A 26,014-nucleotide genomic window follows, 5' to 3' on the forward strand; every position below is an offset into this window, starting at 1 on the left:
TTGCGCTATTCGTCCGCCGGGGAGCCCTCGCGCACGCCGAGGAGGACCGTGTCACGGCCGTCCTCTTCGGTGAGGTGGACCTTGACGGTCTCGCGCAGCGAGGTGGGGAGGTTCTTGCCGACGTAGTCGGCCCGGATCGGGAGTTCGCGGTGGCCGCGGTCGACGAGGACGGCGAGCTGTACGGCTCGCGGCCGGCCGATGTCGTTCAGCGCGTCGAGGGCGGCGCGGATCGTGCGGCCCGAGAAGAGCACGTCGTCGACGAGGATCACCAGCCGGCCGTCGACGCCGTCACCGGGGATGTCGGTGCGGGCCAGTGCGCGGGCCGGGTGCAGCCGCAGGTCGTCGCGGTACATGGTGATGTCGAGCGATCCGACCGGGACCTTGCGGCCGGTGATGTCGGCGAGTTTGTCGGCCAGCCTGCGGGCGAGGAAGACACCGCGGGTGGGAATGCCGAGGAGCACCACGTCGTCGGCGCCCTTGGCGCGTTCGACGATCTCGTGGGCGATGCGGGTCAGGACCCGTGCGATGTCCGGTGCTTCGAGCACCGGGCGTGCGGATGTACTGCGGTCTTCAGCCATGAAGGGCTCTCCTTCCCCGCCTCACGGGACGGGTCTTAAAGGACGCCAGGGATACGGCCTCACGTTACCAGGCGCGCAGGTCGCGTTCTCGGGCGGTCACCCGCACGATAGGCACACCGGTACGAATCGGACGCTCGCGCAGTACAGGGAGACCGGTCCGGACCATTCGGCTTGACGAAGTCAAATTACGCTGCGTAACCTCACAGTGAGTCACCGAGTTTCCGTCCGGGGAGCCTTATGTCCAGCGATTACGCCAAACAGCTCGGAGCCAAGCTCCGCGCCATCCGCACGCAGCAGGGTCTCTCCCTCCACGGCGTCGAGGAGAAGTCCCAAGGCCGCTGGAAGGCCGTCGTCGTCGGCTCGTACGAGCGTGGCGACCGCGCCGTGACCGTACAGCGACTGGCCGAGCTGGCGGACTTCTACGGAGTTCCGGTCCAGGAGCTGCTGCCCGGCACCACGCCGGGCGGGGCCGCGGAGCCGCCGCCGAAGCTTGTCCTGGACCTGGAGCGACTGTCCCAGGTCCCGCCGGACAAGGCCGGTCCGCTGCAGCGCTACGCCGCCACCATCCAGAGCCAGCGCGGGGACTACAACGGCAAGGTGCTGTCGATCCGCCAGGACGACCTGCGCACGCTGGCCGTGATCTACGACCAGTCGCCGTCGGTCCTCACCGAGCAGCTCATCGGCTGGGGCGTCCTCGACGCGGACGCGCGCCGCGCGGTCCAGCACGAGGACGGCTGAACAAACAGCCGACAAACAAAAGTGCAGAAACGTACCGCCCGGGGCGGTGTCCGCAGGGACACCGCCCCGGGCGGTTCCGTTTGCCCCGGAGCCCGGAACGGGCCCGCGGGGGTCTCCGTCACCCGTACGGCCCAGTCCGCGCCCGGTAGAGCCGGCCGATGACTTCCGGCAGCAGCCGTTCGGTCAGCCGGGGCGGCAGCGCCTGCAGGACCGCCAGCACCGGGGCCATCCGCTCCGGGAGCGCCCCGTCGTCGGAGATGCCGGCGAGCTGGAGGGCCAGGGCGATCTCCTCGGGGCCGAGCGTGTCGGGATCGAGCTGGGCGGCGAGCCCGGCGAGCCCCTCGTCGACGGCGGCCGGGCCGAGCTCGCGGGCCCGCCGTACGGCGCCGCCGAGCTCCTCCAGCAGCAGGGCGATCCGTTCGGGGGACGCCACCGCCGCCGTGACGGTCAGATGCAGGTTGGGCGGGGAGCCGCCGAAGGCGGGCTGCGGCTGCAGGAACCAGCCGCGCAGCCGCATCTCATCGGCGACGACGAACGGGTCGAGCCCCGGATCGTCGGAGGCGACGGCGACCAGCGACGCCTGCGGGATGCCCAGCACCCGCAGCCCGTCGATCCGGCCGATGCCCCCGACGAGGGCCTGTACCGCCTCGTGCACGCGCCCGGAGAGCTCGGCGTAGCCCGCGGGGCCGATCCGCCGCAGGACCGCCCAGGCGGCGGCCAGCGGCCCGGCGGACTTGGTGCCCTGGAGCGTGGCGTTGACCACCGGGTAGCCCGGCCAGGAGGCGTCCGCGAACCAGCCGTGCCGGCGCAGTTCGGCGTCCCGGAAGAGCAGCACCGAGGCGCCCTTGGGGGTGTACGCGTACTTGTGCAGGTCCACCGCGATCGACGTGACGCCCGGCACCGCCAGGTCGAACGCGGGCGGCCGGGGCAGCGTCCGGGGCAGGTGCGCCAGGTACCAGCCGCCGATGCAGGCGTCGACGTGGCACAGCACCCCGCGCCCGGCCGCCGCGGCGGCGATCTCGGTGACCGGGTCGATCACCCCGTGGGCGTAGGACGGCGCCGAGGCCACCACCAGGGCCGTCCGGTCGGTCATGGCGGCCGCCATCGCCTCCGGGCGGGCGCGGAACGTCCCGGGGTCCACCGGGACCGTGACGACGGTCAGGCCGAAGAGGGCGGCGGCCTTGCGGAAGGCCGCGTGGGCGGTGGCGGGCAGCACCAGTTCCGGGGCGGTGACGCCCCGGGTGCGACGGGCGTGGTTCCGGGCGGTCAGCACGGCGAGCAGACAGCTCTCGGTGCCGCCGCTGGTGAAGGTGCCGGCCGTCCCGCCGTCCCCGCCGAGCAGCCCCGCGGCCCGGCCGACGATGTCGTTCTCCAGGGCCACCACGCTGGGAAAGGCCGTCATGTCCAGGCCGTTGACCCCGGCGAAGGCCGCCTGGGCCCGCTCCGCGAGGTCGTCGAGACCGTCCAGCCCGGAGTCGTAGACATAGGCCATGGTGCGGCCGCCGCGCACCGGGAGGTCCTGGGACCGCAGCGCCGTCAGCCGGTCGATGATCTGTTGATCGGTCTCCTGATCGGACATGCCAGCGAAACTAGGCCACCGTCCGGGAAACACACCAGGCCCAAAGCAGAAGATTGTTCAGCTTCTGCTCCGGGCCTGGTCGGTGCGGGTGACGCTATCGCCGGAGAGTCGGCTTGAGGTCCTTCAGACGGGCCAGCAGCCCGTTGACGAAGGCGGGCGACTCATCGGTGGAGAACTCCTTGGCGAGCTGGACCGCCTCGTCCAGCACGACCGCGTCCGGGGTCTCGTCCTCCCAGATCAGCTCATAGGTGCCGAGCCGCAGGACGTTCCGGTCGACGACCGGCATCCGGTCCAGCGTCCAGCCCACCGAGTAGGTCGCGAGCAGCTCGTCGATGCGGGGCGCGTTGGCGGCGTATCCCTCGACCAGCTGCATGGTGTACTCGGTGACCGGCGGCTGCCGGTCGTCGGTCCGGGCGAGCCGGATCCAGTCCGCCATGGCGGTCTTCGGGTCGACACCCCGCTGATCCGCTTCGAAGAGGATCTGGAAGGCACGCTTGCGGGCCTTGTTCCGAGCAGCCACGTTAGCTGTTCACCCGGCCGAGATAGTCACCCGAACGGGTGTCGACCTTGATCTTCTCACCGGTGGTGATGAAGAGCGGAACGCCGATCTCGTAGCCGGTCTCGAGCCGCGCCGGCTTGGAGCCACCGGTCGACCGGTCGCCCTGGACACCCGGCTCGGTGTACTCGATGACCAGCTCGACGGAGGCCGGGAGCTCGATGTAGAGCGGAGCGCCCTCGTACATCGCCACGACGGCCTCGAAGCCTTCGAGGAGGTAGTTGGCGGCGTCGCCGACGACCTCGGGGGTGATGTACACCTGGTCGAAGGTGTCGGTGTCCATGAAGACGAAGTCGGTGCCGTCCTTGTAGGAGAACTGCATACCGCGCTTGTCGACGTTGGCCGTCTCGACCTTGATGCCGGCGTTGAAGGTCTTGTCGACGACCTTGCCGGACAGCACGTGCTTGAGCTTCGTGCGGACGAAGGCGGGGCCCTTGCCGGGCTTGACGTGCTGGAACTCGACAACGGTCCAGAGCTGGCCGCCGTCGAGCTTGAGCACGAGGCCGTTCTTGAGGTCGTTCGTGGATGCCACGGTTGCGGAATCTCCTGAAAGTGCAGCTTCGGAGACCGAGGGGGCGCGCCCTTTTACAGGGCGAGCAGCTCCTTGGTCGTAATGGTGAGTAGCTCGGGCCCGCCGTCCGTCGGGGGACGTACGACGAGTGTGTCGTCGATGCGGACACCGCCGCGGCCCGGAAGGTGGACCCCCGGTTCGACGGTGACCGGCACGCAAGCGTCCAGTTTACCCATGGCCGCAGGTGACAGCCGAGGGTCCTCGTCGATTTCGAGTCCCACGCCATGTCCCGTCACCTCTCCGAGGGCCTCCCCGTAGCCCGCGGCGGCCAGTACGGAGCGCGCCGCGTGGTCCACATCACGGCAGGCCACACCGGGTGCGAGGGCCTCCCGGCCGGCCCGCTGGGCGGCGAAGACCAGCTCGTACAGCTCGATCTGCCAGTCTGCGGGAGAAGTCCCCACGACGAAGGTGCGGCCGACCTCGCAGCGGTAGCCGCGGTAGCAGGCGCCGAGCCGGACGGTGAGGAAGTCGCCCTCCTCGACGCGCCGGTCGGTGGGGACGTGCCGCGCGGCCCCCGAGTGCGGGCCGGTGCCCACGCAGGTGGGGAAGGCCGGGCCGTCCGCGCCGTGGTCGACCAGCCGGCGCTCCAGTTCCAGCGCGAGGTGCCGCTCGGTCCTGCCGACCAGGATCGACTCCAGCAGCTCGCCGAGCGCCTGGTCGGCGAGCTCGGCGGCGATCCGGATCGAGGCGATCTCCTGCTCGTCCTTGACCACCCGCAGCTGCTCCACGGCCCCGCGGAGGTCGGTCAGCCGCAGTCCGGGCGCGACCGAGCCGATCGCCCGGTGCCGGCTGACCGTGAGGTGGTGCTCCTCGACGGCCAGCGTGTCGCCCCGCCGTTCGAGGACCAGTCCGGCGGCCGCCACCACCGGATCGCCGTCCGACCTCGTCAGGACGACCGTCCGTACGTCCTCCGGCGGCTGCGCCTCGGACAGGTCCCCGACCGCGGGGCGGCTGCGGACCAGTGCGTCCTGGTCGCCGGGGCCGATCAGCAGGACCGCGCCGGCCGGCGCGCAGCCGGTCAGATAGCGGACGTTCGCGGGGCGGGAGACCAGCGCCGCCGCCGCTCCTGACGCCGCGCATCGGTCGCGCAGGCGTTCTCTGCGGGCTGCGTGCACGTCGGACATGTCGCGAGCGTACGTGCGGGCCGTCCGGGGGGCCGCCCGAGCGCGTCCGACCGGGGTCGGGCCGTCTTCCGCGCGGCGGCCGGTTCCCGTCGGCTACCAGACGGGCGGGCCCTGGACGCTGCGGGCCACGACCCGGTCCAGCGCCGCGGCCGCCGCGACCACGTCGAGCTGCGAATTGTCGATGATCGGCAGCCCTGATCCGTACCAGCCGGCCATCCGGCCGTGGATCCGGGCGACCTCCTCGTCGGAGAGCCGCCGGTTCCCGTTGCGCGCGGCGTTGCGGGCCAGGACCACGTCCAGGCCCGGGAGCAGGACGACGGGCAGCAGGCCGGGGCCGACGTGCCGCTTCCAGCCGCCGAGGCCGACGACCGGCCGGTCCGGGAAGACCGCGTCGTCGATGATGCACGATATGCCGTTGGCCAGGAAGTTCCGGGCCGAGAAGCCGCAGGTGCGGCGGGCCAGCCGGTACTGGGCCTCGGAGTGCTCGTTCCAGCCGGCCTGCGGGTCCGCGAAACCGGAGCGGACCCACTCGCGGACGTCGTCGAGGCTGATGTGGGCGGTCGGTACCCCGCGGTTGTCGGCCCAGTGCCGGGCGATGGTGGTCTTGCCGGCCCCGGCCGCGCCGATCAGCAGGACGGCCACGGGCCCTGAGCCGCCGCCCGGCAGCGAGCCGCCGGAAGGTGCGGGCAGCTGGACCGGGCCGGCGGCAGGCAGGGGGAAGTGGCCGGTGGTGCTGGGGGCCGGCTGAGGTCCCGGCCGGCCGGGCTGCGGTGCCCCCACAGCGTGCTGCATCCCGTCCCACTCCATCTCGTGCCGGAGGTTCTGCTTCCGTGACGGCCGGGAACAGGCCGTTCGAACCGAACCGTACCGTCCCCGGAGGTACTTGTGTGAACGGCCGGGGAGCGGCACAGGTGCCCGGACGACGATGTCAGCCGGTGATCTCCTCCGCCAGGGCGCGCAGCGCCAGCCGGTAGGAGCCGATGCCGAAGCCGGCGACGGTACCGGTGGAGACGGCCGCGATGACCGAGGTGTGGCGGAATTCCTCACGGGCGTACGGGTTCGAGATGTGCACCTCGATGAGCGGGGCGGTGCGCTGCGCCGCCGCGTCCCTGATCCCGTACGAGTAGTGGGTGAACGCGCCCGGGTTGATGACGACCGGGATCCGTCCGTCGGCGGCCTCGTGCAGCCAGCGGATCAGCTCGCCCTCGTCGTTGGTCTCCCGGACCTCGACGTCGAAGCCGAGCTCCTTGCCGAGGGTGGTGCAGGCCTCGACCAGCCCGGTGTACGAGGTGGCGCCGTACACGTCGGGCTCCCGGGAGCCGAGCCGGCCGAGGTTCGGCCCGTTCAGCACCAGCACGCGGCGGGTCACGCCGGTCACTTGGAGACCTCCGCGTAGGCGGCCACCAGGACCGCCGGGTCCGGGCCCTCCAGGACGGTGGGCTTGGCCAGCCCGTCGAGCACGATGAAGCGCAGCAGGTCACCGCGGGACTTCTTGTCGACGCGCATGGCGTCCAGCAGCTTCGGCCACTGGTCCCCGCGGTAGGTCAGCGGGAGTCCCACCGACTCCAGGACGGTGCGGTGCCGGTCGGCGGTCGCGTCGTCCAGCCGGCCGGCCAGCCGGCCCAGCTCGGCGGCGAAGACCATGCCGATGGAGACCGCGGCGCCGTGCCGCCAGTTGTAGCGCTCGTTCTTCTCGATGGCGTGCGCGAGGGTGTGGCCGTAGTTCAGGATCTCGCGCGGGCCGCTCTCCTTGAGGTCGGCGGAGACCACGTCGGCCTTGACCTGGATGGAGCGCACGATCAGCTCGGCGGTGTGCGCGCCCTGCGGCGTACGGGCCGCGGCCGGGTCGGCCTCGATCAGGTCCAGGATCACCGGGTCGGCGATGAATCCGGCCTTGATGATCTCGGCGAGGCCGCTGATGTAGTCATTGGGCGGCAGCGAGTCCAGCGCCGCGAGGTCGCAGAGCACCCCGGCCGGCGGATGGAACGCCCCGACCAGGTTCTTGCCCTCGGCGGTGTTGATGCCGGTCTTCCCGCCGACCGCCGCGTCCACCATGGCCAGCACGGTGGTGGGGACGGCGATCCAGCGCACCCCGCGCAGCCAGGTCGCCGCCACGAAGCCGGCGACGTCGGTGGTGGCTCCGCCGCCGACGCCGACGATCACATCGGTGCGGGTGAAGCCGGTCTGGCCCAGCGCCTTCCAGCAGTAGGCGGCGACCTCGACGGTCTTGGCCTCCTCGGCGTTCGGCAGCTGGATCGCGATGGCCTCGAAGCCCTGCTCGGCGAGGTCCGCGCGCAGTGCCTCGCCGGTGGCGGCGAGCGCCTCCGGGTGCAGCACCGCGACGCGCTTGGCGGCCGGCCCGATGAGGGCGGGCAGCTCGGCCAGCAGCTGGCGTCCGACCAGCACCTCGTAGGGTTCCGTACCCGCGGTGCCGGCGATCGCGATACGGGTGTGGTTCTCGCTCATGCGTCCTTCAATTCCAGTGCGTCGAGGACCGCTTCCGCAGCGTCCTCGGGGGTGCGGTCGTCGGTGGGGACGACCGCGCGGGCGACCTCGGTGTACAGCGGACGGCGCTTCTCCATCAGCTCGCGCCACTGCTGGCGCGGCGCGACGGCGAGCAGCGGACGCGGGGCGTCCAGGCCGACCCGCTTGACGGCGTCGTTGACTCCGACGTCCAGGAAGACCACCGGACGGCCGCGCAGCAGGCTGCGGGCGACCGGCGACATGATCGCTCCGCCGCCGAGCGCCAGTACGCCGGTGTGTTCGGCGAGGGCGTCGGTGACCGCGGCCAGTTCGAGCTGCCGGAAGTGGTCCTCACCGTCGTTGATGAAGATCTCCGGGATCGACTTGCCCGCGGTCCGCGCGACATCCGCGTCGGTGTCCCGGTAGGTGGTGCCGAGCCGGGCGGCGAGCAGCTTGCCGACGGTGCTCTTGCCCGCGCCGGGCGGGCCGACGAGGACGACCAGCGGCCCGGTCAACGGATCGCCAGGTTCTCGAGGTACCCCTGGACGTTGCGCCGGGTCTCGCCCACCGAGTCGCCGCCGAACTTCTCCGCGACCGCGTCGGCGAGCACCAGCGCGACCATGGCCTCCGCGACGATCCCGGCGGCCGGCACCGCGCAGACGTCCGAGCGCTGGTGGTGCGCCGCGGCGACCTCACCGGTGGTGACGTCGACGGTGGCCAGGGCGCGCGGCACCGTCGCGATCGGCTTCATCGCCGCCCGGACCCGCAGCAGTTCACCCGTGCTCATGCCGCCCTCGGTTCCGCCGGAGCGGCCGGTGGAGCGGCGGATGCCCTCGGGACTCGGCACGATCTCGTCGTGCGCCTGTGAACCCGGCACCCGGGCCAGGCCGAAGCCGTCGCCGACCTCGACGCCCTTGATCGCCTGGATGCCCATCAGGGCGGCGGCCAGCCGCGCGTCGAGCCGGCGGTCCCAGTGGACGTGGCTGCCGAGTCCGACGGGAACGCCGTACGCCAGCACCTCGACGACGCCGCCGAGCGTGTCGCCGTCCTTGTGGGCCTGGTCGATCTCGGCCACCATCGCGTCGCTCGCGTCGGAGTCCAGGCAGCGCACCGGGTCGGCGTCGAGCCGGGCCTCGTCGGCGGGCACCGGCACGACCCCGTACGGGGCCTTGGCCGCGGCCAGTTCGACGACGTGGCTGACGATCTCGATGCCCGTCGTCTCCTTGAGGTAGGAGCGGGCGACGGCGCCCAGCGCGACGCGGGCGGCGGTCTCCCGGGCGCTGGCGCGCTCCAGGATCGGCCGGGCCTCGTCGAGCGCGTACTTCTGCATGCCGGCGAGGTCCGCGTGGCCGGGGCGCGGGCGGGTCAGCGGCGCGTTGCGCCCCAGACCGGCCAGGATCTCCGGGTCGACGGGGTCGGCCGCCATGACCTGTTCCCACTTGGGCCACTCGGTGTTGCCGACCATGATCGCGACCGGGCTGCCCATGGTCAGGCCGTGCCGTACGCCGCCGAGGAAGGTGACCTCGTCCTGCTCGAACTTCATCCGGGCACCGCGGCCATAACCCAGCCGCCGGCGCGCCAGCGCGTCCGCCACCATCGCCGTGGTGACGGGTACGCCGGAGGGCAGTCCCTCCAGCGTCGCGACGAGTGCGGGGCCGTGCGACTCCCCCGCGGTCAGCCAGCGCAACCTGCTCAACGGTGCTCCTTTTGCTCGCGCCTCGAACGTCCGAATTTCAACGGCACGGCCGGGTGCGCGGCCCTGGCCCGCCACCACCGATCCTCCCACGGCCGGGGCGGACGTCCCGCCTCCGGTCCAGGTTGTGGACGTGGCGGTGTGATGGGCTCGGAACGGGCGGACGCCGCCGGTGTCAGACGCCCAGTGCCGCTTCGCCGGCGGCGCGCATCGCGGCGAGCGGCCCCGGCGTCCGGCCGGTCATCCGCTCGACCTGGAGCACGGCCTGGTGCACCAGGAGGTCGAGACCGCCGACGACCTCGCCGCCGCGGGCCGTCCAGGCGACCGCGAGGGCGGTCGGCCACGGGTGGTACAGCACGTCGAAGAGCGCGCCCGGCCGCTCCGGCACGGACTCGGCGAGGCCGTCGGTGGCGCCCGCCGGGGTGGTGGCGATCACCAGCGGCGCCTCGAACGCCTTCGCCGCGTCGCCCCAGTCCTCGGTGCGCACCCGCACGCCCAGCCGTTCGCCCCACTCGCGCATCTCGGCGGCGCGCGCGGCGCTGCGTACGTACACGGTGACCTCGCCGGCGCAGATCCGGGCGAGTGCGGCCAGCGCGGACGAGGCGGTCGCCCCGGCGCCGAGCACCACCGCGGACTCCACGCTCGTCACTCCGTGTTCGCGCAGCGCGGCGGCGATCCCGGGGATGTCGGTGTTGTCGCCGGTCAGCCGGCCGTCCGCGGTGAAGACCACGGTGTTCACGGCCTCGACGGAGGACGCGGTGGCGCTGACCTCGTCCAGCAGCGGGATGACCGCGCGCTTGAGCGGCATCGTCAGCGACAGCCCGGCCCAGCTGCCGGGCTCCCCCGTGCCGTCCCGGAGCCCGGCCAGGAAGCCGGGCAGCGCCGCCTCGTCCACCTCGAAGGCGTCGTAGCGCCAGCCGGTGAGACCGAGCTCGGCGTACGCCGCCCGGTGCAGCACCGGTGAGAGCGAGTGGGCGATCGGCGAGCCGAGGACTCCGGCCCGGCGTGGTTCCCGCATCAGCCGGTGCCCTTGTTCCTGTTGAACTCCTGGACGTTCTTCTGGTGCTCCGTGTAGCTGTCGGTGAAGCGCGTATCGCCCTTCTTGACCGTGACGAAGTACAGCCAGTTGCCCGCCGTCGGGTGCAGCGCCGCGTCGATCGCCTGGTGTCCCGGGTTGCCGATCGGACCGGGCGGCAGGCCCTTGTGGAGGTAGGTGTTGTACGGCGACGGGAACTTGGTGTCCTTGGTGGACGTGTTCAGCGTGGAGCGGCCCATGGCGTAGTTGATCGTCGAGTCGAAGCCCAGCGCCATGTCCTTGTCGAGGCGGTTGTAGATGACCCGCGAGACCTTGCCGAACTCCTCGTCCTCCTGCGCCTCGGCCTGGATGAGGCTGGCGATGGTGATGATCTGCAGCGGCGTCTTGTGGACCTTCGCCGCCTCTTCCTCGATGTTGTCCTTCTTGTACTCGGCCTCGGCCTGCTGGACCATCTGCTTGAGCAGGTCGAGCGGCTTGGTGGCCTTGCCGACGCTGTACCGGAACGGGAAGAGGAAGCCCTCGACATTGCCCTGCGCCCAGGCGGGCAGGCCCAGATCGGCGCCCTTGGCGGCGGCCTGCGTGGTGCCCGCCTTGACGCTCAGCCGCTTGTCGATGGCGGCATAGATCTCGGTGGCCCGCAGCCCCTCGGGGAGGATTATGGCGCTCTGCTTGGACGGGTCGGTCATCATCGTGACCGCCGCCGCGGCCGACATCTCCTTGTGGAGGATGAAGATGCCGGCCTGGATGCTCTTGCCCTTGGGGTTCTTGCCGGCCGCCGCGGTGAAGGAGTCGACGCTCTTGACCACGCCCGCGGTCTTGAGGATGTTGCCCATGTCCGTCAGCGTCGAGCCCTTGGGGATCTCGACCTGTACGTCTCCGGTGCCCTCGCCCGAAAAGTCGGGCGCCGCGCCGAAGTGGCTCTCGTAGAACTGGTAGCCGAAGTAGCCGGCTCCGCCGACGCCGCCGCCGAGGACCAGCAGGACGACCAGGCAGGCGCAGCCGCTGCGGCGCTTCTTGCCCTCTTTCTTGCCGCCCTTGCCGCCGCGCTTGCGTCCGCCGCGGCCGGCCGGGGTGTCCTCTGCCGGCTCTTCGTCGTCCGTGTCGTCGGCGAAGAAGGCGTGCGTCTCCGGCTCCGCCTCGGCCTCCCAGTCGCCCGTGTTGTCCGGGGCGGACCGCATCGGCTGCTGGGGCTGCTGCTCCGGCGGCTGCCGGTGCTGCGGCTGCTGCGGGGGCGGGTAGCCGCCCTGGCCGTAGAAGTCGGGCTGCTGGGCGCCGTAGGGATCGGCCGGCGGCTGGCCGCCGTAGGGGTCGCCGGGGTTGGCACCGTACGGGGCGGACGAACCCCCGGAGGTGTCCCAGTCGTTGTACTGCTGCTGGCCCTGGTGCTGGCCCTGCTGGGGGTGCTGTTGCTGCTGCGGGTACTGCTGTTGCTGCTGGGGGTACCCCTGCTGCGGGTACTGCTGCTGCTGCGGGTACTGCTGCTGCGGGTTCTGGGGGTACTGCTGCTGTTGCGGGTACTGCTGCTGCTGGTTCTGGGGGTACTGCTGCTGTTGCGGGTTCTGCTGCTGGGGAGCCTGCTGACCGTTGTACGGGTACTGCGGCTGCTGCCCGGTGGCGTAGGGGTCCCAGTCGTCCTGCGGCTGCGGCTGGCGCGGCTGCTGCTGGTACCCCTGGTCACCGAAGAGCGGGTCCTCGGGATGCCACGGTTCGGAGCCGGAGCCCCGGCCATAGTCAGTCATCGATCCCCTTGGTACGCGTCGGACGCGGGGCGATCGCATCGTCCGAACTGGCCGCCCCTTGCGAAACGGGCGGCGCCAGGTGGCGCCGCCGTGTCGCGCGGAACGTTACCGTACCGCGATCAGCTGCCCACTTCGACGCTCTCCCCGGCTGGTTTCCCCGACACCCGTTCGGTCTCGAGGGCGCTCTGCAGGATGACGATCGCGGCGGCCTGATCGACCACCGCACGGCCTTTCTTGGCCTTGACGCCCGACGCCCGCAGGCCCTGGGTGGCGGTGACCGTGGTCATCCGCTCGTCCACCAGCCGCACCGGGACGGGGGCGATGATTTTTGCCACATCCTGCGCGAACGCCCGGACCTTGACCGCCGCGGGACCCTCGTTCCCGCTCAGCGAGCGCGGCAGTCCCAGGACGACCTCGATCGGCTCGTACTCCTCGACGATCGCCGCGAGGCGGCGCAGCGCCGCCGGGACGTCCCGCCCCGGAACCGTCTCGACCGGTGTCGCGAGGACCCCGTCGGGGTCGCACGAGGCGACCCCGATCCGGGCATCCCCGACATCGACGGCGATACGCCTGCCTCTGCGCACCGTCAGGCCTTCTCTTCGACCAGGCGCTGGACCGCGGCGACGGCCTCGTCCACGGCGGCCGGGTTCTGGCCGCCGCCCTGCGCGACGTCGTCCTTGCCACCGCCGCCGCCACCGAGCGTCTTGGCCGCGGACCTGACCAGTTCGCCGGCCTTGATACCGCGCTCGCGGGCGGCCTCGTTGGTGGCGATCACGGTGAGCGGGCGGCCGTTGGCCACGGTGAACAGCGCGACGACGGCGGCCCGGCCGCCCCCGACGCGCTGCCGCACGTCCAGCACGAGCTTGCGCAGGTCGTCGGCGCCGGTGCCCTCCGGCACGGTGCCGGTGACCAGCGCCACGCCCTTGATGTCCTGGGCGCCCTGCGCCAGTCCGGCCGCGGCCTGCAGGACCTTGTCGGCGCGGAAGCGCTCGATCTCCTTCTCCGCCTCCTTGAGCTTGGCGAGCATGCCCGAGATCTTGTCGGGCAGCTCCTCGGGACGGCCCTTCACCAACTCGGTGAGCTGCGCGACGACCGTGTGCTCACGGGCCAGGAACTTGTACGCGTCCACTCCGACCAGCGCCTCGACCCGGCGCACCCCGGAGCCGATGGACGACTCGCCGAGCAGCTTGACCAGCCCGAGCTGGGCGGTGTTGCCGACGTGCGTACCGCCGCACAGCTCCTTGGAGAAGTCGCCGATGGTGACCACCCGGACCCGGTCGCCGTACTTCTCGCCGAACTCGGCGATGGCGCCCTGCTTCTTGGCCTCTTCCATGCTCATGACCTCGGCGGTCACGTCGAGCTCCCGGGCCAGCACCTCGTTGATCTTCTGCTCGACGTCGGTGAGCACCGTGCCGGGTACGGCGGCGGGCGAACCGAAGTCGAAGCGGAAGCGGCCCGGGGAGTTCTCGGAACCGGCCTGGGCGGCGGTGGGGCCGAGGGCGTCCCGCAGCGCCTGGTGCGTCAGGTGCGTCGCGCTGTGGGCGCGGGCGATGGCCCGGCGGCGCACCAGGTCGATCTGGGCGAGCGCGCCGGCGCCGAGGGTGACCTCGCCGACCTGGACGACGCCCTTGTGCACGCTGACGCCGGCCACCGGCTGCTGCACGTCGCGGATCTCGATGATCGCGCCGGTGTCGATCCTGATCCGGCCGGTGTCGGCGAGCTGGCCGCCGCCCTCGGCGTAGAACGGGGTGCGGTCCAGGACGATCTCGACCTCGTCGCCCTCGTGGGCGGCCGGCGACGGGACACCGTCGACGAGCAGCCCGACGACCGTGGCCTCGTTCTGGTTGGCGCTGTAGCCGGTGAACTCGGTGGTGCCGGAACGGTCGGCGACCTCACGGTAGGCCGAGAGGTCGGCGTGGCCCTGCTTCTTGCCGCGGGCGTCGGCCTTGGCGCGGTCCCGCTGCTCCTTCATGAGCCGGCGGAAGCCCTCCTCGTCCACCGACAGGCCCTGCTCGGAGGCCATTTCGAGGGTGAGGTCGATCGGGAAGCCCCACGTGTCGTGCAGCAGGAACGCCTTGTCGCCGGAGAGCACGGTGCCGCCGGCGGCCTTGGTCTCGCTGACGGCGGAGTCCAGGATGTTGGTGCCGCCGCTGATCGCCTTGAGGAAGGCGACCTCCTCGGAGAGGGCGACGGTCTCGATGCGCTTGCGGTCGGTGACCAGCTCCGGGTACTGCTCGCCCATCGTCTTGATGACGGTGTCCACGAGCTCGCCGACGACCGGCCCGGTGGCGCCCATCAGCCGCATGTTGCGGATGGCGCGGCGCATGATGCGGCGCAGCACGTAGCCGCGGCCCTCGTTGCCGGGGGTGACCCCGTCGCCGATGAGCATCACGGAGGTGCGCATGTGGTCGGCGACGACGCGCAGCGAGACGTCGGTGCCGTGCTCGGCGCCGTACCGGACACCGGTGAGTTCGGTGGCCGTGTCCATCACCACGCGCAGGGTGTCGGTCTCGTACATGTTCTGCACGCCCTGCAGGATCATCGCGAGGCGTTCGAGGCCGAGGCCGGTGTCGATGTTCTTCGACGGCAGCTCGCCGAGGATCTCGAAGTCGTCCTTGCCCTGGCCGGGGCCGCGCTCGTACTGCATGAAGACCAGGTTCCAGATCTCCACGTAGCGCTCGTCGTTGACGGCCGGGCCGCCCTCCTCGCCGAACGCCGGGCCCCGGTCGTAGTTGATCTCGGAGCAGGGGCCGCACGGTCCGGGGACGCCCATGGACCAGTAGTTGTCGGCCTTGCCCAGGCGCTGGATCCGCTCGGCGGGGACGCCCACGACCTCGCGCCAGATGCGCTCGGCCTCGTCGTCGTCCAGGTACACGGTGACCCAGAGCTTCTCGGGCTCCAGGCCGAAGCCGCCGTCCGCCACGGAGCTGGTGAGCAGCTCCCAGGCGTACTTGATGGCGCCTTCCTTGAAGTAGTCGCCGAAGGAGAAGTTGCCGCACATCTGGAAGAACGTGCCGTGCCGGGTGGTCTTGCCGACCTCTTCGATGTCGGGCGTCCGCACGCACTTCTGCACGCTGGTGGCGCGCTCGAAGGGCGGCTTGACCTCGCCGAGGAAGTACGGCTTGAACGGGACCATGCCCGCCGGGACCAGCAGCAGCGTCGGGTCGTCGGCGATGAGGGACGCCGAGGGCACGACCGTGTGCCCGCGCTCCTCGAAGAAGCGCAGCCAGCGGCGGCGGATTTCTGCCGACTCCATCAGTGATTGTCCTTCCGGTTGTACGACTGCTTGTGCGACTGCTTGTAGGACTTCTGGGGGTGTGACTGCTGCGGGAGCGGCTGCGGTGCGTCGAGTGCGGCCCGGCGCTGCCCGGGGAGGTCCCCTTCGGCGGCCTCCAGGCCCAGCGCGTCCTTGAGTTCGATCTCGCGCTCGGTCATCCCGGCGCGCACGTCCTGGGCGAAGAGCCGCAGGCGGGCGCCGGTTTCGAGCGCCTTGTCGGCCGCCGTCGCGGCGAGGCTGTCCGGGGAGAGCCTGCGCACCGCGCGGTTGACCTTGGTGGTGGCCCAGACGCCCGCGGCGGCGCCGGTGAAGAACCAGAACAGGCGGCGGAACATGGTGTGTCAGCCCTTCGAACGGTTGCGTCGGCTGCCGCGCCGGGCGGCCGGCAGCGCCTTGCCGACCACGACGGTGCGGGTCTTCCCCGCGCCCTTGGCCTGCAGGCCGACCGCGCGCCGCACCCCGTAGCCGAAGGCGGCGACCTTCACCAGCGGCCCGCCGAAGGTGGAGGCCACCGTCGAGGAGAGCGCGGAGGCGTTGGCGGTCACCTCGGCGACGTCCGCGGTGATCGTGTCGACCCGGTCGAGCTGGGTGTGCGCGGAGCGGAGCGCGGAGGTCGCCTCGCCGAGCAGCGGAACGGCCTGTTCGGTGACGCTCGCGACCAGTTCGGTGGTCTTCCTGAGCGTCTGGGACAGCCGGACGAGCGCCACCGCCAGGAACGACACCAGGATCGCCCAGAAGACGGCCACGATCAGGCCGGCCACCTCTCCACCGGACACGTTGCTGCGCTCCCTCACCGTCACCACTTCACAACAACAATCAGCTACCGACCCTATCGCGCCCGGCCTCGGCGTTCGTACCGCATTCCCGGCGCGGCGGCAGCGTCGCAGGGTAGTGCCCCGGGCTCCCGGAGGTGGCGTGATTGTACGTTCCGCTCACCACCCCGTACTCTCCGTAGACCATGGACACAGCGGGAAACCTCCCCGCCGAGCTCAACAGCTTCGTCGGGCGGGCCGCCGAACTCTCGGCCCTCGACGGTCTGCTGGAGCAGGCGCGGCTGGTCACCATCACCGGGGTCGGCGGCGTCGGGAAGTCCCGGCTGGCGGCGCGGACGGCACGGCGGGTGGCCGGCCGGTTCCCCGACGGGGTGTGGCTCGTGGAGCTGTCCGCCCTGTACAACGCGGAGCTGCTGGAACACAGCCTGGCCGAGGCGTTGAAGCTGGCCGACCACACCGGACGGCCGCCGCGGACCGCGCTCGCCGAGGAACTGGCCGAGCGTGAACTGCTGCTGGTGCTGGACGGCTTCGAGCATGTGGTGCGGGAGTGCGCGGAACTCGTCGCGGAACTGCTGCGCCGGGCGCCCGGTCTGCGGGTGCTGGCCGCCGCGCGCCGGCCGCTGGGCATCACGGGCGAGCACACCGTCCCGCTGGCGCCGCTGCCCGCGGCGGCCGCGGACGGTGACGCCGTCCGGCTGTTCGCGGACCGGGCGGCCGCCGTGCTGCCGGGCTTCAGGGTCACCGCGGCCAACCAGGAGGCCGCCGTGGAACTGTGCCGGCGGCTGGACGGCATTCCGCTGGCCCTGGAACTGGCGGCGGGCCGGCTGCGCGCCCTCTCGGTGGGCCAGGTGCTGCAGCGCCTCGACGACCGTTTCCGGCTGCTGACCGGCGGCGACCCCAGCGCACCGACCCGGCACCACACGCTGCGGACCGCGATCGGCTGGAGCCACGAACTGTGCACGCCCGCCCAGCGGCTGCTGTGGGCCCGGCTCTCGGTCTTCGCCGGGCAGTTCGACCTGGAGGCCGCGGAATACGTGTGCTCCAGTCCCGATCTGCCCGCCGAGGACGTCATGGAGACGATCGCGCAGCTGGTGGCGCAGTCGGTCGTGACCTGTGAGGAGGGCGTCGGCTACCGGATGCTGGAGACCGTCCGCGAGTACGGCGCGGGCTGGCTGGAGGCGCTGGACGACACGGCGCGCATGCAGCGCCGGCACCGCGACTGGTATCTCGGGCTGGCCACCTGGTGCGAGCTGGACTGGTTCAGCCCCCGGCAGGCCGAGGTCGCCGCCCGGGTCGAGGCGGATCTGCCCAATCTGCGGCTGGCGCTGGAGTTCAGCCTCAGCGGCGCCGAGGATCCGCACGTGGGCCAGTACCTGGCGGCCACCCTCTGGTTCTACTGGGTGGGCTGCGGGCGGCTGTCCGAGGGCCGGCTCTGGCTGGCCAGGGCGCTGGAGCTGGAAACGTCGCACGCCGAGGCGCGGGCCAAGGCGATGTGGGTGTACGGGTATGTGGCCGTGCTGCAGGGCGATCCGGTGTGCGCGCTCGGCGTGCTGCAGGAGTGCCGCGACGAGGCCGCGCTGACGGGCAACGCGCCGGCCTCGGCGTACGCGGTGCACCGGCTGGGGTGCCTGGCGCTGCTGTCGGACGACATGGTCCGGGCCGAGGAGCTGATCGGGGCGGCGCTGGACGCCTACCGCGAGATCGGCGAGCTCAACAGCAATGTGCTGATGGCGCAGGTCGAACTGGCGATGGCGGTCGCCTTCCGGGGCGATCTGGAGCGGGCGGTGGCGCTGAGCGAGGAGGTCCGCGACATCTGCCGCGACCACGGCGAGCGCTGGGCCCTGGCGTACGCGCTCTATGTGCTGGGGTACGCGGCCTGGCTCGGCGGGGACCCGGCCGCCGCGCGGGAGCTGGTGGAGGAATGCCTGGTCATCGACCACGCCTTCCACGACCTGGTCGGCGCGGTGCTCGCCATCGAGCTGCTGGCGCTGATCACCGAGGGCGAGGGCGCGCCGTACGAGGCGGCGGTGCTGCAGGGCGCGGCCGGCCGGGTCTGGCGCTCGGTGGGGCTGCGGCTGTTCGGTTCGCAGTTCTTCAACGCGCCGCACGAGCTGTGCGAGAAGCGGGCCAGGACCGCTCTGGGCGACGCCGGCTACGAGTCGGGGCTGGCGGAGGGCGCGCGGTTCGGTCTGGACGCGGCGGTGGCGCGGGCGCTGCGCGAGCGGCCGGCGGAGCAGCCGCCGGAGCGGCTCGGCCCGGTGCCGCGGGTGGCCGGCCCCCGTACGCACGAACCCGCCGCCTCCCCTGCCGTGGGCGGCGGGGAGACGGCGGGCTGAGAGTACCCGGCGCTCGCTGGATCAGCGGGCGTAGTACTCGACGACGAGCTGCTCGTCGCAGATCACCGGGATCTCGCGACGGTTCGGGTCGCGGTCCAGGCGGAAGGCCAGGGCCTGCAGGTTGACCTGCAGGTACTTCGGCGTCTCGCCCTCGCCGGCCCAGCCACCCTCACGGGCGACCTGGAACGGGGTCTTCTCGCGGCTGCGCTCGCGGACCATCACGACGTCGTCGGGGCGCACGCGGAAGGAGGGCTTGTCGACCTTGCGGCCGTTGACCTCGATGTGACCGTGCACGACCATCTGCCGGGACTGGTAGATGGTGCGGGCCAGACCGGACCGCAGGACGAGCGCGTCCAGACGGCGCTCCAGCTCGATGATCAGCGCTTCGCCTGTCTTGAGGTCGACCTTCCGAGCGCGGTCGTAGGCACGGCGCATCTGCGTTTCGCTGATGTCGTACTGGGCACGCAGCCGCTGCTTCTCGAGCAGACGGGTCTTGTAGTCGCTGTTCTGCTTGCGACCGCGACCGTGCTCGCCGGGCGGGTAGGGGCGGGCCTCGAAGTACTTGACTGCCTTCGGGGTCAGCGCGATGCCGAGCGCACGCGACTTCTTGACCTTGGGACGCGACTGGTTCACGTGGAACGATCCTCCATGTAAATTAGGTAAGGCTTACCTTAGCTGAGGAGATCGCATGATTCGACCCGGGAACCCCATGCCTGCGCACGGTCAGCCGCGCCCCGACGTGGACGATGCGCTCCGGATGCCATCGGCAGCCGAACGCGCGCGAACTCTAGTCGAGGGTAACCCGTCGGCTGTCCTGGTCATTCCCGGGCTGGACCCCGTACAGCCCGGTCAGATGGTGCCCGAGATGCGCAGCGTCGGGCCCGAAGGCGATGTGTTCCTGCTGTTCCCGGCGGATTCCCCGGCCGTGCGGGCCGCCACCCACGCCGAGGCCGACGAGCTGACCGCTGTGTTGGAGATCACCGATGTGGCACCCGTCTCGGTGCCGCACCGGATCCGCGGGCGGGCCTGGATCGCGGGCTGGCTGACCCCGGTACGCGACGAACCGGTCGTGCCCGGCACCGCGCTGCTGCGGCTGGAGGTCGGCGAGGCGTCCGTCGACGACCTGTGGGGCGCGGAGCAGGTGGAACCCGACGAGTTCGCCGACGCCACCGCCGACCCGCTGGCGGCCCACGAGTCCGAGCTGCTCCAGCACCTGGCTGCCGCGCACGAGGACCAGGTCGGGTGGCTGTGCGGGCTCGTCGGCGGCTACGGCGGACGGGGCGCCGAGTGCGCCGGCACCCGGACGGCGGTGCCGGTGGCACTGGACCGCTTCGGGCTGCGGGTGCGCTTCTCCGACGCCGACGGCAGCTTCGACGCCCGCTTCGACTTCCCTGAACCGGTGCGCGGCCACGAGGAGTTGCACCACGCGATGCACACCCTCTTCGACGCGGCCCGCGCCTCCGCGGACGATCTTCACGGGGCGTAGCCGGATCGCGCCCGGCCACGGGACCGCTGCCCCGATCACGGGACCGCGGGCCTGCTCACGGGCCCGGCCGCACGGCCGGGCCGGGCGGGGTCACTCCCCCGACAGGCGCTCCCGGACGCGGTCGAGGATGTCGGCGTACCGGGCCTCCGCTCCGTAGCGGGTGGGCTCGTAGTAGCGGCGGCCGTGGATCTCGTCGGGGGCGTACTGCTGGGCGGCGATGGCGCCGGGCAGGTCGTGCGGGTACTGGTAGCCCTGGGCGTGGCCGAGCTTGGCCGCGCCCTTGTAGTGCCCGTCGCGCAGATGCGGCGGCACCGGCCCCGCCAGGCCCTTGCGCACATCGGCGAGCGCCGCGTCGATCGCCATGTACGCCGCGTTGGACTTCGGCGCGAGGGCGAGGGCGATCGCGGCCTGCGACAGGATGATGCGCGCCTCGGGGAAACCGATCAGCGCGACGGCCTGCGCGGCGGCGACCGCGGTCTGCAGCGCGGTGGGGTCGGCCATGCCGACGTCCTCACTCGCCGAGATCATCAGCCGGCGGGCGATGAACCGGGGGTCCTCCCCCGCTTCGATCATGCGCGCCAGATAGTGCAGCGTGGCGTCCACGTCCGAACCCCGGATGGACTTGATCAGGGCGCTCGCCACGTCGTAGTGCTGGTCGCCGTCCCGGTCGTACTTCACCGCGGCCCGGTCGACGGACTCCTCCAGCGTGCTGAGGGTGATCTCCTGCTCGCCCTTGGCGATGGCCGCGCCGGCGCCCGCCTCCAGGGCGGTCAGGGCCCGCCGCGCGTCCCCGCCCGCGATGCGCAGCAGATGGGCCTCGGAGTCGGCGGGCAGGGTGACGGCGCCGCCGAGACCGCGCTCGTGGGTCAGCGCCCGGTGCAGGACTCCGCTCAGGTCCTCGTCGGTGAGCGGCTCCAGGGTGAGCAGCAGCGAGCGGGACAGCAGCGGGGAGATGATCGAGAAGTACGGGTTCTCGGTGGTGGCCGCGATCAGGGTGACCCAGCGGTTCTCGACGGCGGGCAGCAGCGAGTCCTGCTGGGCCTTGCTGAAGCGGTGGATCTCGTCCAGGAAGAGCACCGTCTCCCGGTCGTAGCCGCCGGACTGCCGCTTGGCGCTCTCGATGACCGCGCGGACCTCCTTGACGCCCGCGGTGATCGCCGAGAGCTCGACGAAGCGCTTGTTGGTGGCCTTGCTGACCACGTAGGCGAGCGTCGTCTTGCCGGTGCCGGGCGGGCCCCAGAGGATCACCGAGGACGGCCCCGCCGGGCCTCCGCTGCCCTCGCCGACGAGCCGGCGCAGCGGCGCGCCCTGCTTGAGCAGATGCTGCTGGCCGACCACCTCGTCCAGGACGCGCGGACGCATCCGCACGGCGAGCGGGCTGTTGCCCGGCTCTCTCTCCTGGCGGTCCTCTGCGGCTGCGGTGAACAGGTCGGGCTCCATTCGTCCGAGCCTATGGCACCGGTGTGACAGCGCCTCCTGCCGCGGCCAGCAGGGCCCGCACCAGCCGCCGGTCGGAGCCCATCTCGGGGTGCCACTGCACACCCAGCGCGAAGCCGGGCCCGGGCAGCTCGAGCGCCTCCACGGTGCCGTCCTCGGCGTACGCGCTCACCGTCAGACCGGCGCCGAGCGCGCCGACGGCCTGGTGGTGGTAGGTCGGCACCTTCTCCGGGGCCGGGGTGATCCGGGCCAGCAGGGTGCCCGGCACCGGGGTCACGACGTGGTCGCCGAAGACCCCGAGCGTGACGGCGTGCCCGTCGTGGCCGACCTGCTCGGGGAGGTGCTGGACGAGCGTGCCGCCGCACAGCACGTTCAGCAGCTGCATCCCGCGGCACACGGCGAGGACGGGGGTGCCGGAGTCGATCGCGGCCCGCAGCACCGCCAGTTCCCACCGGTCGCGCTCGCGCGCCCGGGGACCGGTGCGCGGATGGCGCGGCTCCCCGTAGAGCGAGGGCTCGACGTCGGGACCGCCGGCGACGATGACGGCGTCCATCCTGGCGACCGCCGCGGCCGCGACGTCCGGATCGTCCGGCGGCAGCAGCGCGGCGATCCCGCCCGCGGCGCGCACCATGCGGGGGTAGACCTCCGGCAGGAGGACGGCGCTGGTCTCCCAGACGCCCCACCTGGCGGTGTCGAGATAGGTCGTGACGCCGACCAGCGGCTGCTCGGGCATGAACTGATCCTCCTGGATGACGGGGTCGATTGTGGCGCGGACGGCTGCCGGGCGTCCGGAGCCGCGCGGGGCGTCGCGCGGCGTCCGTCAGTCCCGTGCCAGCTCGGCCTCGGCGGCGGCCAGCGCGGCGAACTCCTCCTCGGGGGCGGAGGCGACCAGCCGCTTGCGGCTGTAGAGGGCGAAGTAGCCGATGGCCACGGCGTAGACGGCGAGCGCGGTGAGGGCCGCGTCGATGTCCACCAGGAAGGTGGCCACCACGGCCGCGACGGCGAGCACGAAGGCGACGGCGGAGGTGACGATGCCGCCGGGGGTGCGGTAGGGCCGGTGCAGGGCGGGCTCGCGCAGCCGCAGCACGATGTGCGACAGCGCCATGAGGACGTAGCTGACCGCCGCGCCGAAGACCGCCATGTTCAGGACCTTGGACCCGTCGTCGGCGTTGGCCGCCGCCAGGACGAAGCCGATGGTGCCGGGGACCACCAGTCCCAGGTACGGGGCCTTGCGCTTGCTGGTCAGGGAGAGGAAGCGGGGCAGATAGCCGGCCCGGGACAGGGCGAACAGCTGCCGCGATCCGGCGTAGATGAGCGAGAAGAACGAGGCGACCAGACCGGCGAGACCCGCGTAGTTGACGATCTGGCTCAGGGCTGAGGACTTCCCGCCGTTGGCGGTCCGCAACGCCTCGACCAGGGGGTTCCCGGATTCCTTGAGCGCGTCGGCGCCGCCCGCGCCGACGGTCGGCAGCAGGGTGATGACGGCGAGCACCACCAGGATGCCGATGGAGAGCGCCATGGCCCGGGGCAGGCTCCTGACCGGGTCCTTGGTCTCCTCGGCGGCCAGCGGGACGCCTTCGACCCCGAGGAAGAACCACATCCCGAAGGGGAACGCGGCCCAGATCCCCATCAGGCCGAAGGGCAGCCAGGATCCGGCGCCGACCGCGTCGGTCACCTTGATGTCGTTGAGCCGGCTCGCGTCGAAGGAGCCGAGGGCGCCGACGGCGAAGACCACCAGCGCGAGGACGGCGACGGCGGTGACGGCGAAGCTGAAGCGCAGCGCCTCGCCGACCCCCCACAGATGCACGCCGATGAAGATCACGAAGCAGGCGAGGAAGACCGGCCAGCCGGAGGTGAGCCCGAAGAGGTTGAGGGACTCGACGTAGGCGCCGATGAACGTGGCGATGGCGGCGGGCGCCAGCACGTACTCGATGAGAATGGCGGTACCGGTGAGGAAGCCGCCCCAGGGGCCGAGGGCGCGGCGGGCGAAGCCGTAGCCGCCGCCGGCCGTGGGCAGTACCGAGGACATCTCGGCGAGCGAGAAGACCAGGCAGGTGTACATCAGGCCCATCAGGGCGGTGGCGATGGCCAGTCCGCCGAAACCGCCCTCGCGCAGGCCGAAGTTCCAGCCGGAGTAGTCGCCCGAGACGACGTAGGCGACGCCGAGTCCGGTGAGCAGCAGCCAGCCCGCGGTGCCGCGGCGCAGGGTGCGGCGCTCCAGGTAGCCGTCGCCGGGTGGGGCCGCGGGCGGGGTGGCCGTCGCCGTGCTGCCTGCCGTGCTGCCTGTTGGGGACGGTGAATCACCGGGCTGGGGCATGCGTCACTCCCGTACGGGACGAGGGGTAAAGGTTTGAACGCATACCTTTACGGCTGTCGCGGAGATGCGCAAGCCCCCGGCAGGGACGGGCCGGCCGGTTCGTCGGCCACCGCCGGGTCAGGCGAGGAAGCCGCGCAGCAGGGCCGCGGTGCCCTCGGCGTGCTCGCGCATCACCGCCGCGGCGGCCTCCTCCTCGCCGTCGAGAATGGCCTCGACCAGCGCGGTGTGCTGACCCTGCGAGTGTTCGAGGTTGCGCACCAGGATGGGGATGCAGTCCAGGAGTTCATTGACCTGCGCGCGCACCGCGGCGTACTGCGTGACCAGCGAAGGGGAGCCGCAGAGCTCGGCGATGGCCAGGTGCAGCAGGGTGTCGGCGCGCCGGTAGTCGGCGGTGGGCGCATCGCCCGTCCCGCGCAGCCGGCGGCGCAGCAGGTCCGCCTGTTCTCCGGTCAGTTCGGTGCGGGCGCACAGCCCGGCCGCCCCGACCTCCAGGACCTCGCGGAAGCGCAGCACGTCGTCCAGGCCGCCGGCGCCCAGCCCGGCCGCCCTGCGGCGCAGCTCGTTCTCCGCGTCCGCCCGGTCCGCGCCGTGCGAAGGCGGCCGGTTGCGGACGAAGGTGCCGCCGTGCCGGCCGCGGCGGGTCTCGACCAGCCCCTGCTCGTGCAGGACCTTCAGCACCTCGCGCAGGGTGACGCGGCTGATCCGCAGCCGTTCGGCCAGTTCGCGCTCGGCGGGCAGCCGCTCGCCGTCCGGCACCAGACCGAGCCGGACGACCTGGAGCACCTGCTCCAGCGCCTCCTCGAAACCATTGCCGCCGCGGACCGGCCGCAGCACCGAGGCGAGCGGATCCGCGGAGATTTGCTGCTCACTCATGCGCGGGCCCCTTCCCAATCAATGGTTCCAACCCATACCTTAGTGCTTCCGTCCGATCCGAGAGGACCTCCCTCGTGGCAGATCGCACACCCCCCCTGTCCGTCGACGCCCTGCGCGCCCTGGTGGAAGCGGGGAAGATCCACACCGTCATCCTCGGCTTCGCCGATATGCAGGGGCGGCTGCAGGGCAAACGATTCGCCGCGCCGTTCTTCCTCGACGAGGTGCTGGCCCACGGTACCGAGGGCTGCAACTACCTGCTCGCGGTGGACGTCGACCTCAACACCGTCGACGGCTACGCGATGTCCTCCTGGGAACGCGGCTACGGCGACTTCGCCATGCACCCCGACATCAGCACCCTGCGCCACGTCCCCTGGCAGGACGGCACGGCCCTGCTCATCGCCGACCTCGCCTGGAACGACGGCAAGCCGGTGGTCGCCGCGCCCCGGCAGATCCTGCGCCACCAGCTGGGCCGGCTCGCGGACCAGGGCTGGACCGCCCACGCGGGCACCGAGCTGGAGTTCATGGTCTTCCGCGACACCTACGAGCAGGCGTGGGACGGCGGCTACCGCGGTCTGACCCCCGCCAACCAGTACAACGCCGACTACTCGGTGCTCGCCACCTCCCGCGTCGAGCCGCTGCTGCGCCGGATCCGCAACGAGATGGCCGGGGCGGGCCTGACCCCGGAGTCCGCCAAGGGCGAGTGCAATCTCGGTCAGCACGAGATCGTCTTCCGCTACGACGAGGCGCTCGTCACCTGCGACCAGCACACCGTCTACAAGACCGGGGCCAAGGAGATCGCCGCCCAGGAGGGCGCCTCGCTCACCTTCATGGCGAAGTTCAACGAGCGCGAGGGCAACTCCTGTCATATCCACCTCTCCTTGCGGGACGAGGCGGGACGCCCTGTCATGGCGGGCGAGGACGGCGAGATGTCGCCCCTCATGCGGCACTTCCTGGCCGGGCAGCTCGCCGCCCTGCGCGACTTCTCCCTGTTGTACGCGCCCAACATCAACTCGTACAAGCGTTTCCGGCCGGGCTCCTTCGCCCCCACCGCGGTCGCCTGGGGCGTCGACAACCGCACCTGCGCGCTGCGCGTCGTCGGGCACGGCGCCTCGCTGCGCCTGGAGAACCGCGTCCCGGGCGGCGACGTCAACCCGTACCTGGCCGTGGCGGGCATGGTCGCGGCGGGTCTGTACGGCATCGAGCACAAGCTCGAACTGCCGGAGGCCTGCACGGGCAACGCCTACACCGCCGACTACCCGCAGGTGCCCGGCACCCTGCGGGAGGCCGCCGGACTGTGGGCGGCCAGCCCGATCGCGCGGGAGGCCTTCGGCCAGGACGTCGTCGACCACTACAGCAACATGGCGCGGATCGAGCAGGAAGCGTTCGACACCGCCATCACGGACTGGGAGCGGTTCCGCTCCTTCGAGCGGATGTAAGG

At 71.9% G+C, this 26,014-nt stretch carries 25 protein-coding genes; 4 read left to right on the plus strand and 21 right to left on the minus strand.

Going from position 1 to position 26,014, the window contains the following annotated elements; all coding sequences use genetic code 11:
• Nucleotides 1-5: 5 nt before the first annotated feature.
• The gene (pyrR, locus tag LNW72_RS09255; RefSeq protein WP_250974972.1) at nucleotides 6-578 is read right to left on the minus strand and encodes a bifunctional pyr operon transcriptional regulator/uracil phosphoribosyltransferase PyrR; all 573 of its coding nucleotides are present in this window, start codon (nucleotides 576-578) and stop codon (nucleotides 6-8) included.
• Nucleotides 579-815: 237 nt separating this feature from the next.
• Here pyrR and bldD point away from each other — a divergent pair, with 237 nt between their 5' ends.
• The gene (bldD, locus tag LNW72_RS09260; protein WP_138352602.1) at nucleotides 816-1,316 is read left to right on the plus strand and encodes a transcriptional regulator BldD; all 501 of its coding nucleotides are present in this window, start codon (nucleotides 816-818) and stop codon (nucleotides 1,314-1,316) included.
• Nucleotides 1,317-1,434: 118 nt separating this feature from the next.
• Here the strand turns inward: bldD and LNW72_RS09265 are convergent, their stop codons facing one another.
• From LNW72_RS09265 to LNW72_RS09335, 15 genes are all read right to left on the minus strand, one after another.
• On the minus strand, nucleotides 1,435-2,895 hold the full coding sequence (locus tag LNW72_RS09265) for an aminotransferase class V-fold PLP-dependent enzyme (RefSeq protein ID WP_250974973.1): 1,461 nt from the start codon (nucleotides 2,893-2,895) through the stop codon (nucleotides 1,435-1,437).
• A 94-nt stretch (nucleotides 2,896-2,989) separates the two neighbouring features.
• Nucleotides 2,990-3,415, minus strand: a complete 426-nt coding sequence (gene nusB, locus LNW72_RS09270; RefSeq protein ID WP_138352604.1) for a transcription antitermination factor NusB — start codon at nucleotides 3,413-3,415, stop codon at nucleotides 2,990-2,992.
• A gap of 1 nt (nucleotide 3,416) precedes the next feature.
• Nucleotides 3,417-3,983, minus strand: a complete 567-nt coding sequence (gene efp / locus LNW72_RS09275; protein ID WP_138352605.1) for an elongation factor P — start codon at nucleotides 3,981-3,983, stop codon at nucleotides 3,417-3,419.
• Nucleotides 3,984-4,036: 53 nt separating this feature from the next.
• Nucleotides 4,037-5,146 (minus strand): aminopeptidase P family protein, encoded by a 1,110-nt coding sequence (locus LNW72_RS09280; RefSeq protein ID WP_250974974.1) that lies wholly within the window; start codon nucleotides 5,144-5,146, stop codon nucleotides 4,037-4,039.
• A gap of 93 nt (nucleotides 5,147-5,239) precedes the next feature.
• Nucleotides 5,240-5,938: an AAA family ATPase gene (locus tag LNW72_RS09285; protein ID WP_250974975.1), complete on the minus strand. Its 699-nt coding sequence runs from the start codon at nucleotides 5,936-5,938 to the stop codon at nucleotides 5,240-5,242.
• Nucleotides 5,939-6,074: 136 nt separating this feature from the next.
• Entirely contained in the window at nucleotides 6,075-6,515 is a 441-nt protein-coding gene (gene aroQ / locus LNW72_RS09290; RefSeq protein ID WP_250980075.1) for a type II 3-dehydroquinate dehydratase, read from the minus strand.
• 5 nt (nucleotides 6,516-6,520) lie between these two features.
• Nucleotides 6,521-7,612 (minus strand): 3-dehydroquinate synthase, encoded by a 1,092-nt coding sequence (gene aroB / locus LNW72_RS09295; RefSeq protein WP_250974976.1) that lies wholly within the window; start codon nucleotides 7,610-7,612, stop codon nucleotides 6,521-6,523.
• The gene (locus LNW72_RS09300; protein WP_250974977.1) at nucleotides 7,609-8,124 is read right to left on the minus strand and encodes a shikimate kinase; all 516 of its coding nucleotides are present in this window, start codon (nucleotides 8,122-8,124) and stop codon (nucleotides 7,609-7,611) included. The genes aroB and LNW72_RS09300 overlap by 4 nt, the downstream gene beginning before the upstream one ends.
• On the minus strand, nucleotides 8,121-9,305 hold the full coding sequence (gene aroC, locus LNW72_RS09305; protein WP_138352610.1) for a chorismate synthase: 1,185 nt from the start codon (nucleotides 9,303-9,305) through the stop codon (nucleotides 8,121-8,123). Before aroC ends, LNW72_RS09300 begins: the two co-directional genes overlap by 4 nt.
• Nucleotides 9,306-9,477: 172 nt before the next feature.
• A complete protein-coding gene (locus LNW72_RS09310; RefSeq protein ID WP_250974978.1) occupies nucleotides 9,478-10,320 on the minus strand; it encodes a shikimate dehydrogenase in 843 nt (280 codons plus the stop codon).
• Nucleotides 10,320-12,077, minus strand: a complete 1,758-nt coding sequence (mltG, locus tag LNW72_RS09315) for an endolytic transglycosylase MltG (RefSeq protein WP_250974979.1) — start codon at nucleotides 12,075-12,077, stop codon at nucleotides 10,320-10,322. Before mltG ends, LNW72_RS09310 begins: the two co-directional genes overlap by 1 nt.
• Nucleotides 12,078-12,196: 119 nt before the next feature.
• Nucleotides 12,197-12,661: a Holliday junction resolvase RuvX gene (ruvX, locus tag LNW72_RS09320; protein ID WP_250974980.1), complete on the minus strand. Its 465-nt coding sequence runs from the start codon at nucleotides 12,659-12,661 to the stop codon at nucleotides 12,197-12,199.
• A gap of 2 nt (nucleotides 12,662-12,663) precedes the next feature.
• Nucleotides 12,664-15,333, minus strand: coding sequence for an alanine--tRNA ligase (gene alaS, locus LNW72_RS09325; protein ID WP_250974981.1), 2,670 nt, complete (start codon nucleotides 15,331-15,333; stop codon nucleotides 12,664-12,666).
• On the minus strand, nucleotides 15,333-15,689 hold the full coding sequence (locus LNW72_RS09330; RefSeq protein WP_250974982.1) for a DUF6167 family protein: 357 nt from the start codon (nucleotides 15,687-15,689) through the stop codon (nucleotides 15,333-15,335). The genes alaS and LNW72_RS09330 overlap by 1 nt, the downstream gene beginning before the upstream one ends.
• A 6-nt stretch (nucleotides 15,690-15,695) precedes the next feature.
• A complete protein-coding gene (locus LNW72_RS09335) occupies nucleotides 15,696-16,130 on the minus strand; it encodes a DUF948 domain-containing protein (RefSeq protein ID WP_250974983.1) in 435 nt (144 codons plus the stop codon).
• A gap of 182 nt (nucleotides 16,131-16,312) precedes the next feature.
• On the opposite strand from LNW72_RS09335, the gene LNW72_RS09340 reads away from it, so the two are divergent.
• Nucleotides 16,313-18,463, plus strand: coding sequence for a tetratricopeptide repeat protein (locus LNW72_RS09340; protein ID WP_250974984.1), 2,151 nt, complete (start codon nucleotides 16,313-16,315; stop codon nucleotides 18,461-18,463).
• Nucleotides 18,464-18,484: 21 nt separating this feature from the next.
• Here the strand turns inward: LNW72_RS09340 and rpsD are convergent, their stop codons facing one another.
• A complete protein-coding gene (rpsD, locus tag LNW72_RS09345) occupies nucleotides 18,485-19,096 on the minus strand; it encodes a 30S ribosomal protein S4 (RefSeq protein ID WP_250974985.1) in 612 nt (203 codons plus the stop codon).
• A gap of 124 nt (nucleotides 19,097-19,220) precedes the next feature.
• Between rpsD and LNW72_RS09350 the strand changes: the two genes are divergently transcribed.
• Nucleotides 19,221-19,949, plus strand: coding sequence for a DUF2470 domain-containing protein (locus LNW72_RS09350; RefSeq protein WP_250980076.1), 729 nt, complete (start codon nucleotides 19,221-19,223; stop codon nucleotides 19,947-19,949).
• A gap of 90 nt (nucleotides 19,950-20,039) precedes the next feature.
• On the opposite strand, the gene LNW72_RS09355 is transcribed toward LNW72_RS09350, so the two are convergent.
• The 4 genes from LNW72_RS09355 to LNW72_RS09370 form a co-directional block, all read right to left on the minus strand.
• Nucleotides 20,040-21,389 (minus strand): replication-associated recombination protein A, encoded by a 1,350-nt coding sequence (locus LNW72_RS09355; RefSeq protein WP_250974986.1) that lies wholly within the window; start codon nucleotides 21,387-21,389, stop codon nucleotides 20,040-20,042.
• 10 nt (nucleotides 21,390-21,399) lie between these two features.
• A complete protein-coding gene (locus tag LNW72_RS09360) occupies nucleotides 21,400-22,119 on the minus strand; it encodes a gamma-glutamyl-gamma-aminobutyrate hydrolase family protein (RefSeq protein WP_250974987.1) in 720 nt (239 codons plus the stop codon).
• A gap of 87 nt (nucleotides 22,120-22,206) precedes the next feature.
• Nucleotides 22,207-23,703: an ethanolamine permease gene (gene eat / locus LNW72_RS09365; protein WP_250974988.1), complete on the minus strand. Its 1,497-nt coding sequence runs from the start codon at nucleotides 23,701-23,703 to the stop codon at nucleotides 22,207-22,209.
• Between the two features lie 117 nt (nucleotides 23,704-23,820).
• Complete coding sequence (locus LNW72_RS09370; protein ID WP_250974989.1) at nucleotides 23,821-24,576, minus strand: FCD domain-containing protein; 756 nt, start codon at nucleotides 24,574-24,576, stop codon at nucleotides 23,821-23,823.
• 74 nt (nucleotides 24,577-24,650) lie between these two features.
• Between LNW72_RS09370 and LNW72_RS09375 the strand changes: the two genes are divergently transcribed.
• Nucleotides 24,651-26,012 carry a glutamine synthetase family protein gene (locus LNW72_RS09375; RefSeq protein WP_250974990.1) on the plus strand — a complete coding sequence of 454 codons (1,362 nt, stop codon included), beginning with the start codon at nucleotides 24,651-24,653 and terminating at the stop codon, nucleotides 26,010-26,012.
• Nucleotides 26,013-26,014: the final 2 nt, after the last annotated feature.

It is taken from the genome of Streptomyces sp. RKAG293, assembly GCF_023701745.1.
Lineage (GTDB): Bacteria > Actinomycetota > Actinomycetes > Streptomycetales > Streptomycetaceae > Actinacidiphila.

Coding starts and splice junctions, on each gene's coding strand:
- pyrR (WP_250974972.1), bottom strand. CDS start 578: ATGGCTGAAGACCGCAGTACATCCGCACGCCCGGTGCTCGAAGCACCG.
- bldD (WP_138352602.1), top strand. CDS start 816: ATGTCCAGCGATTACGCCAAACAGCTCGGAGCCAAGCTCCGCGCCATC.
- LNW72_RS09265 (WP_250974973.1), bottom strand. CDS start 2,895: ATGTCCGATCAGGAGACCGATCAACAGATCATCGACCGGCTGACGGCG.
- LNW72_RS09280 (WP_250974974.1), bottom strand. CDS start 5,146: ATGTCCGACGTGCACGCAGCCCGCAGAGAACGCCTGCGCGACCGATGC.
- LNW72_RS09285 (WP_250974975.1), bottom strand. CDS start 5,938: ATGCAGCACGCTGTGGGGGCACCGCAGCCCGGCCGGCCGGGACCTCAG.
- aroB (WP_250974976.1), bottom strand. CDS start 7,612: ATGAGCGAGAACCACACCCGTATCGCGATCGCCGGCACCGCGGGTACG.
- LNW72_RS09310 (WP_250974978.1), bottom strand. CDS start 10,320: ATGCGGGAACCACGCCGGGCCGGAGTCCTCGGCTCGCCGATCGCCCAC.
- mltG (WP_250974979.1), bottom strand. CDS start 12,077: ATGACTGACTATGGCCGGGGCTCCGGCTCCGAACCGTGGCATCCCGAG.
- alaS (WP_250974981.1), bottom strand. CDS start 15,333: ATGGAGTCGGCAGAAATCCGCCGCCGCTGGCTGCGCTTCTTCGAGGAG.
- LNW72_RS09330 (WP_250974982.1), bottom strand. CDS start 15,689: ATGTTCCGCCGCCTGTTCTGGTTCTTCACCGGCGCCGCCGCGGGCGTC.
- LNW72_RS09340 (WP_250974984.1), top strand. CDS start 16,313: ATGGACACAGCGGGAAACCTCCCCGCCGAGCTCAACAGCTTCGTCGGG.
- LNW72_RS09350 (WP_250980076.1), top strand. CDS start 19,221: ATGCCATCGGCAGCCGAACGCGCGCGAACTCTAGTCGAGGGTAACCCG.
- LNW72_RS09355 (WP_250974986.1), bottom strand. CDS start 21,389: ATGGAGCCCGACCTGTTCACCGCAGCCGCAGAGGACCGCCAGGAGAGA.
- LNW72_RS09360 (WP_250974987.1), bottom strand. CDS start 22,119: ATGCCCGAGCAGCCGCTGGTCGGCGTCACGACCTATCTCGACACCGCC.
- eat (WP_250974988.1), bottom strand. CDS start 23,703: ATGCCCCAGCCCGGTGATTCACCGTCCCCAACAGGCAGCACGGCAGGC.
- LNW72_RS09370 (WP_250974989.1), bottom strand. CDS start 24,576: ATGAGTGAGCAGCAAATCTCCGCGGATCCGCTCGCCTCGGTGCTGCGG.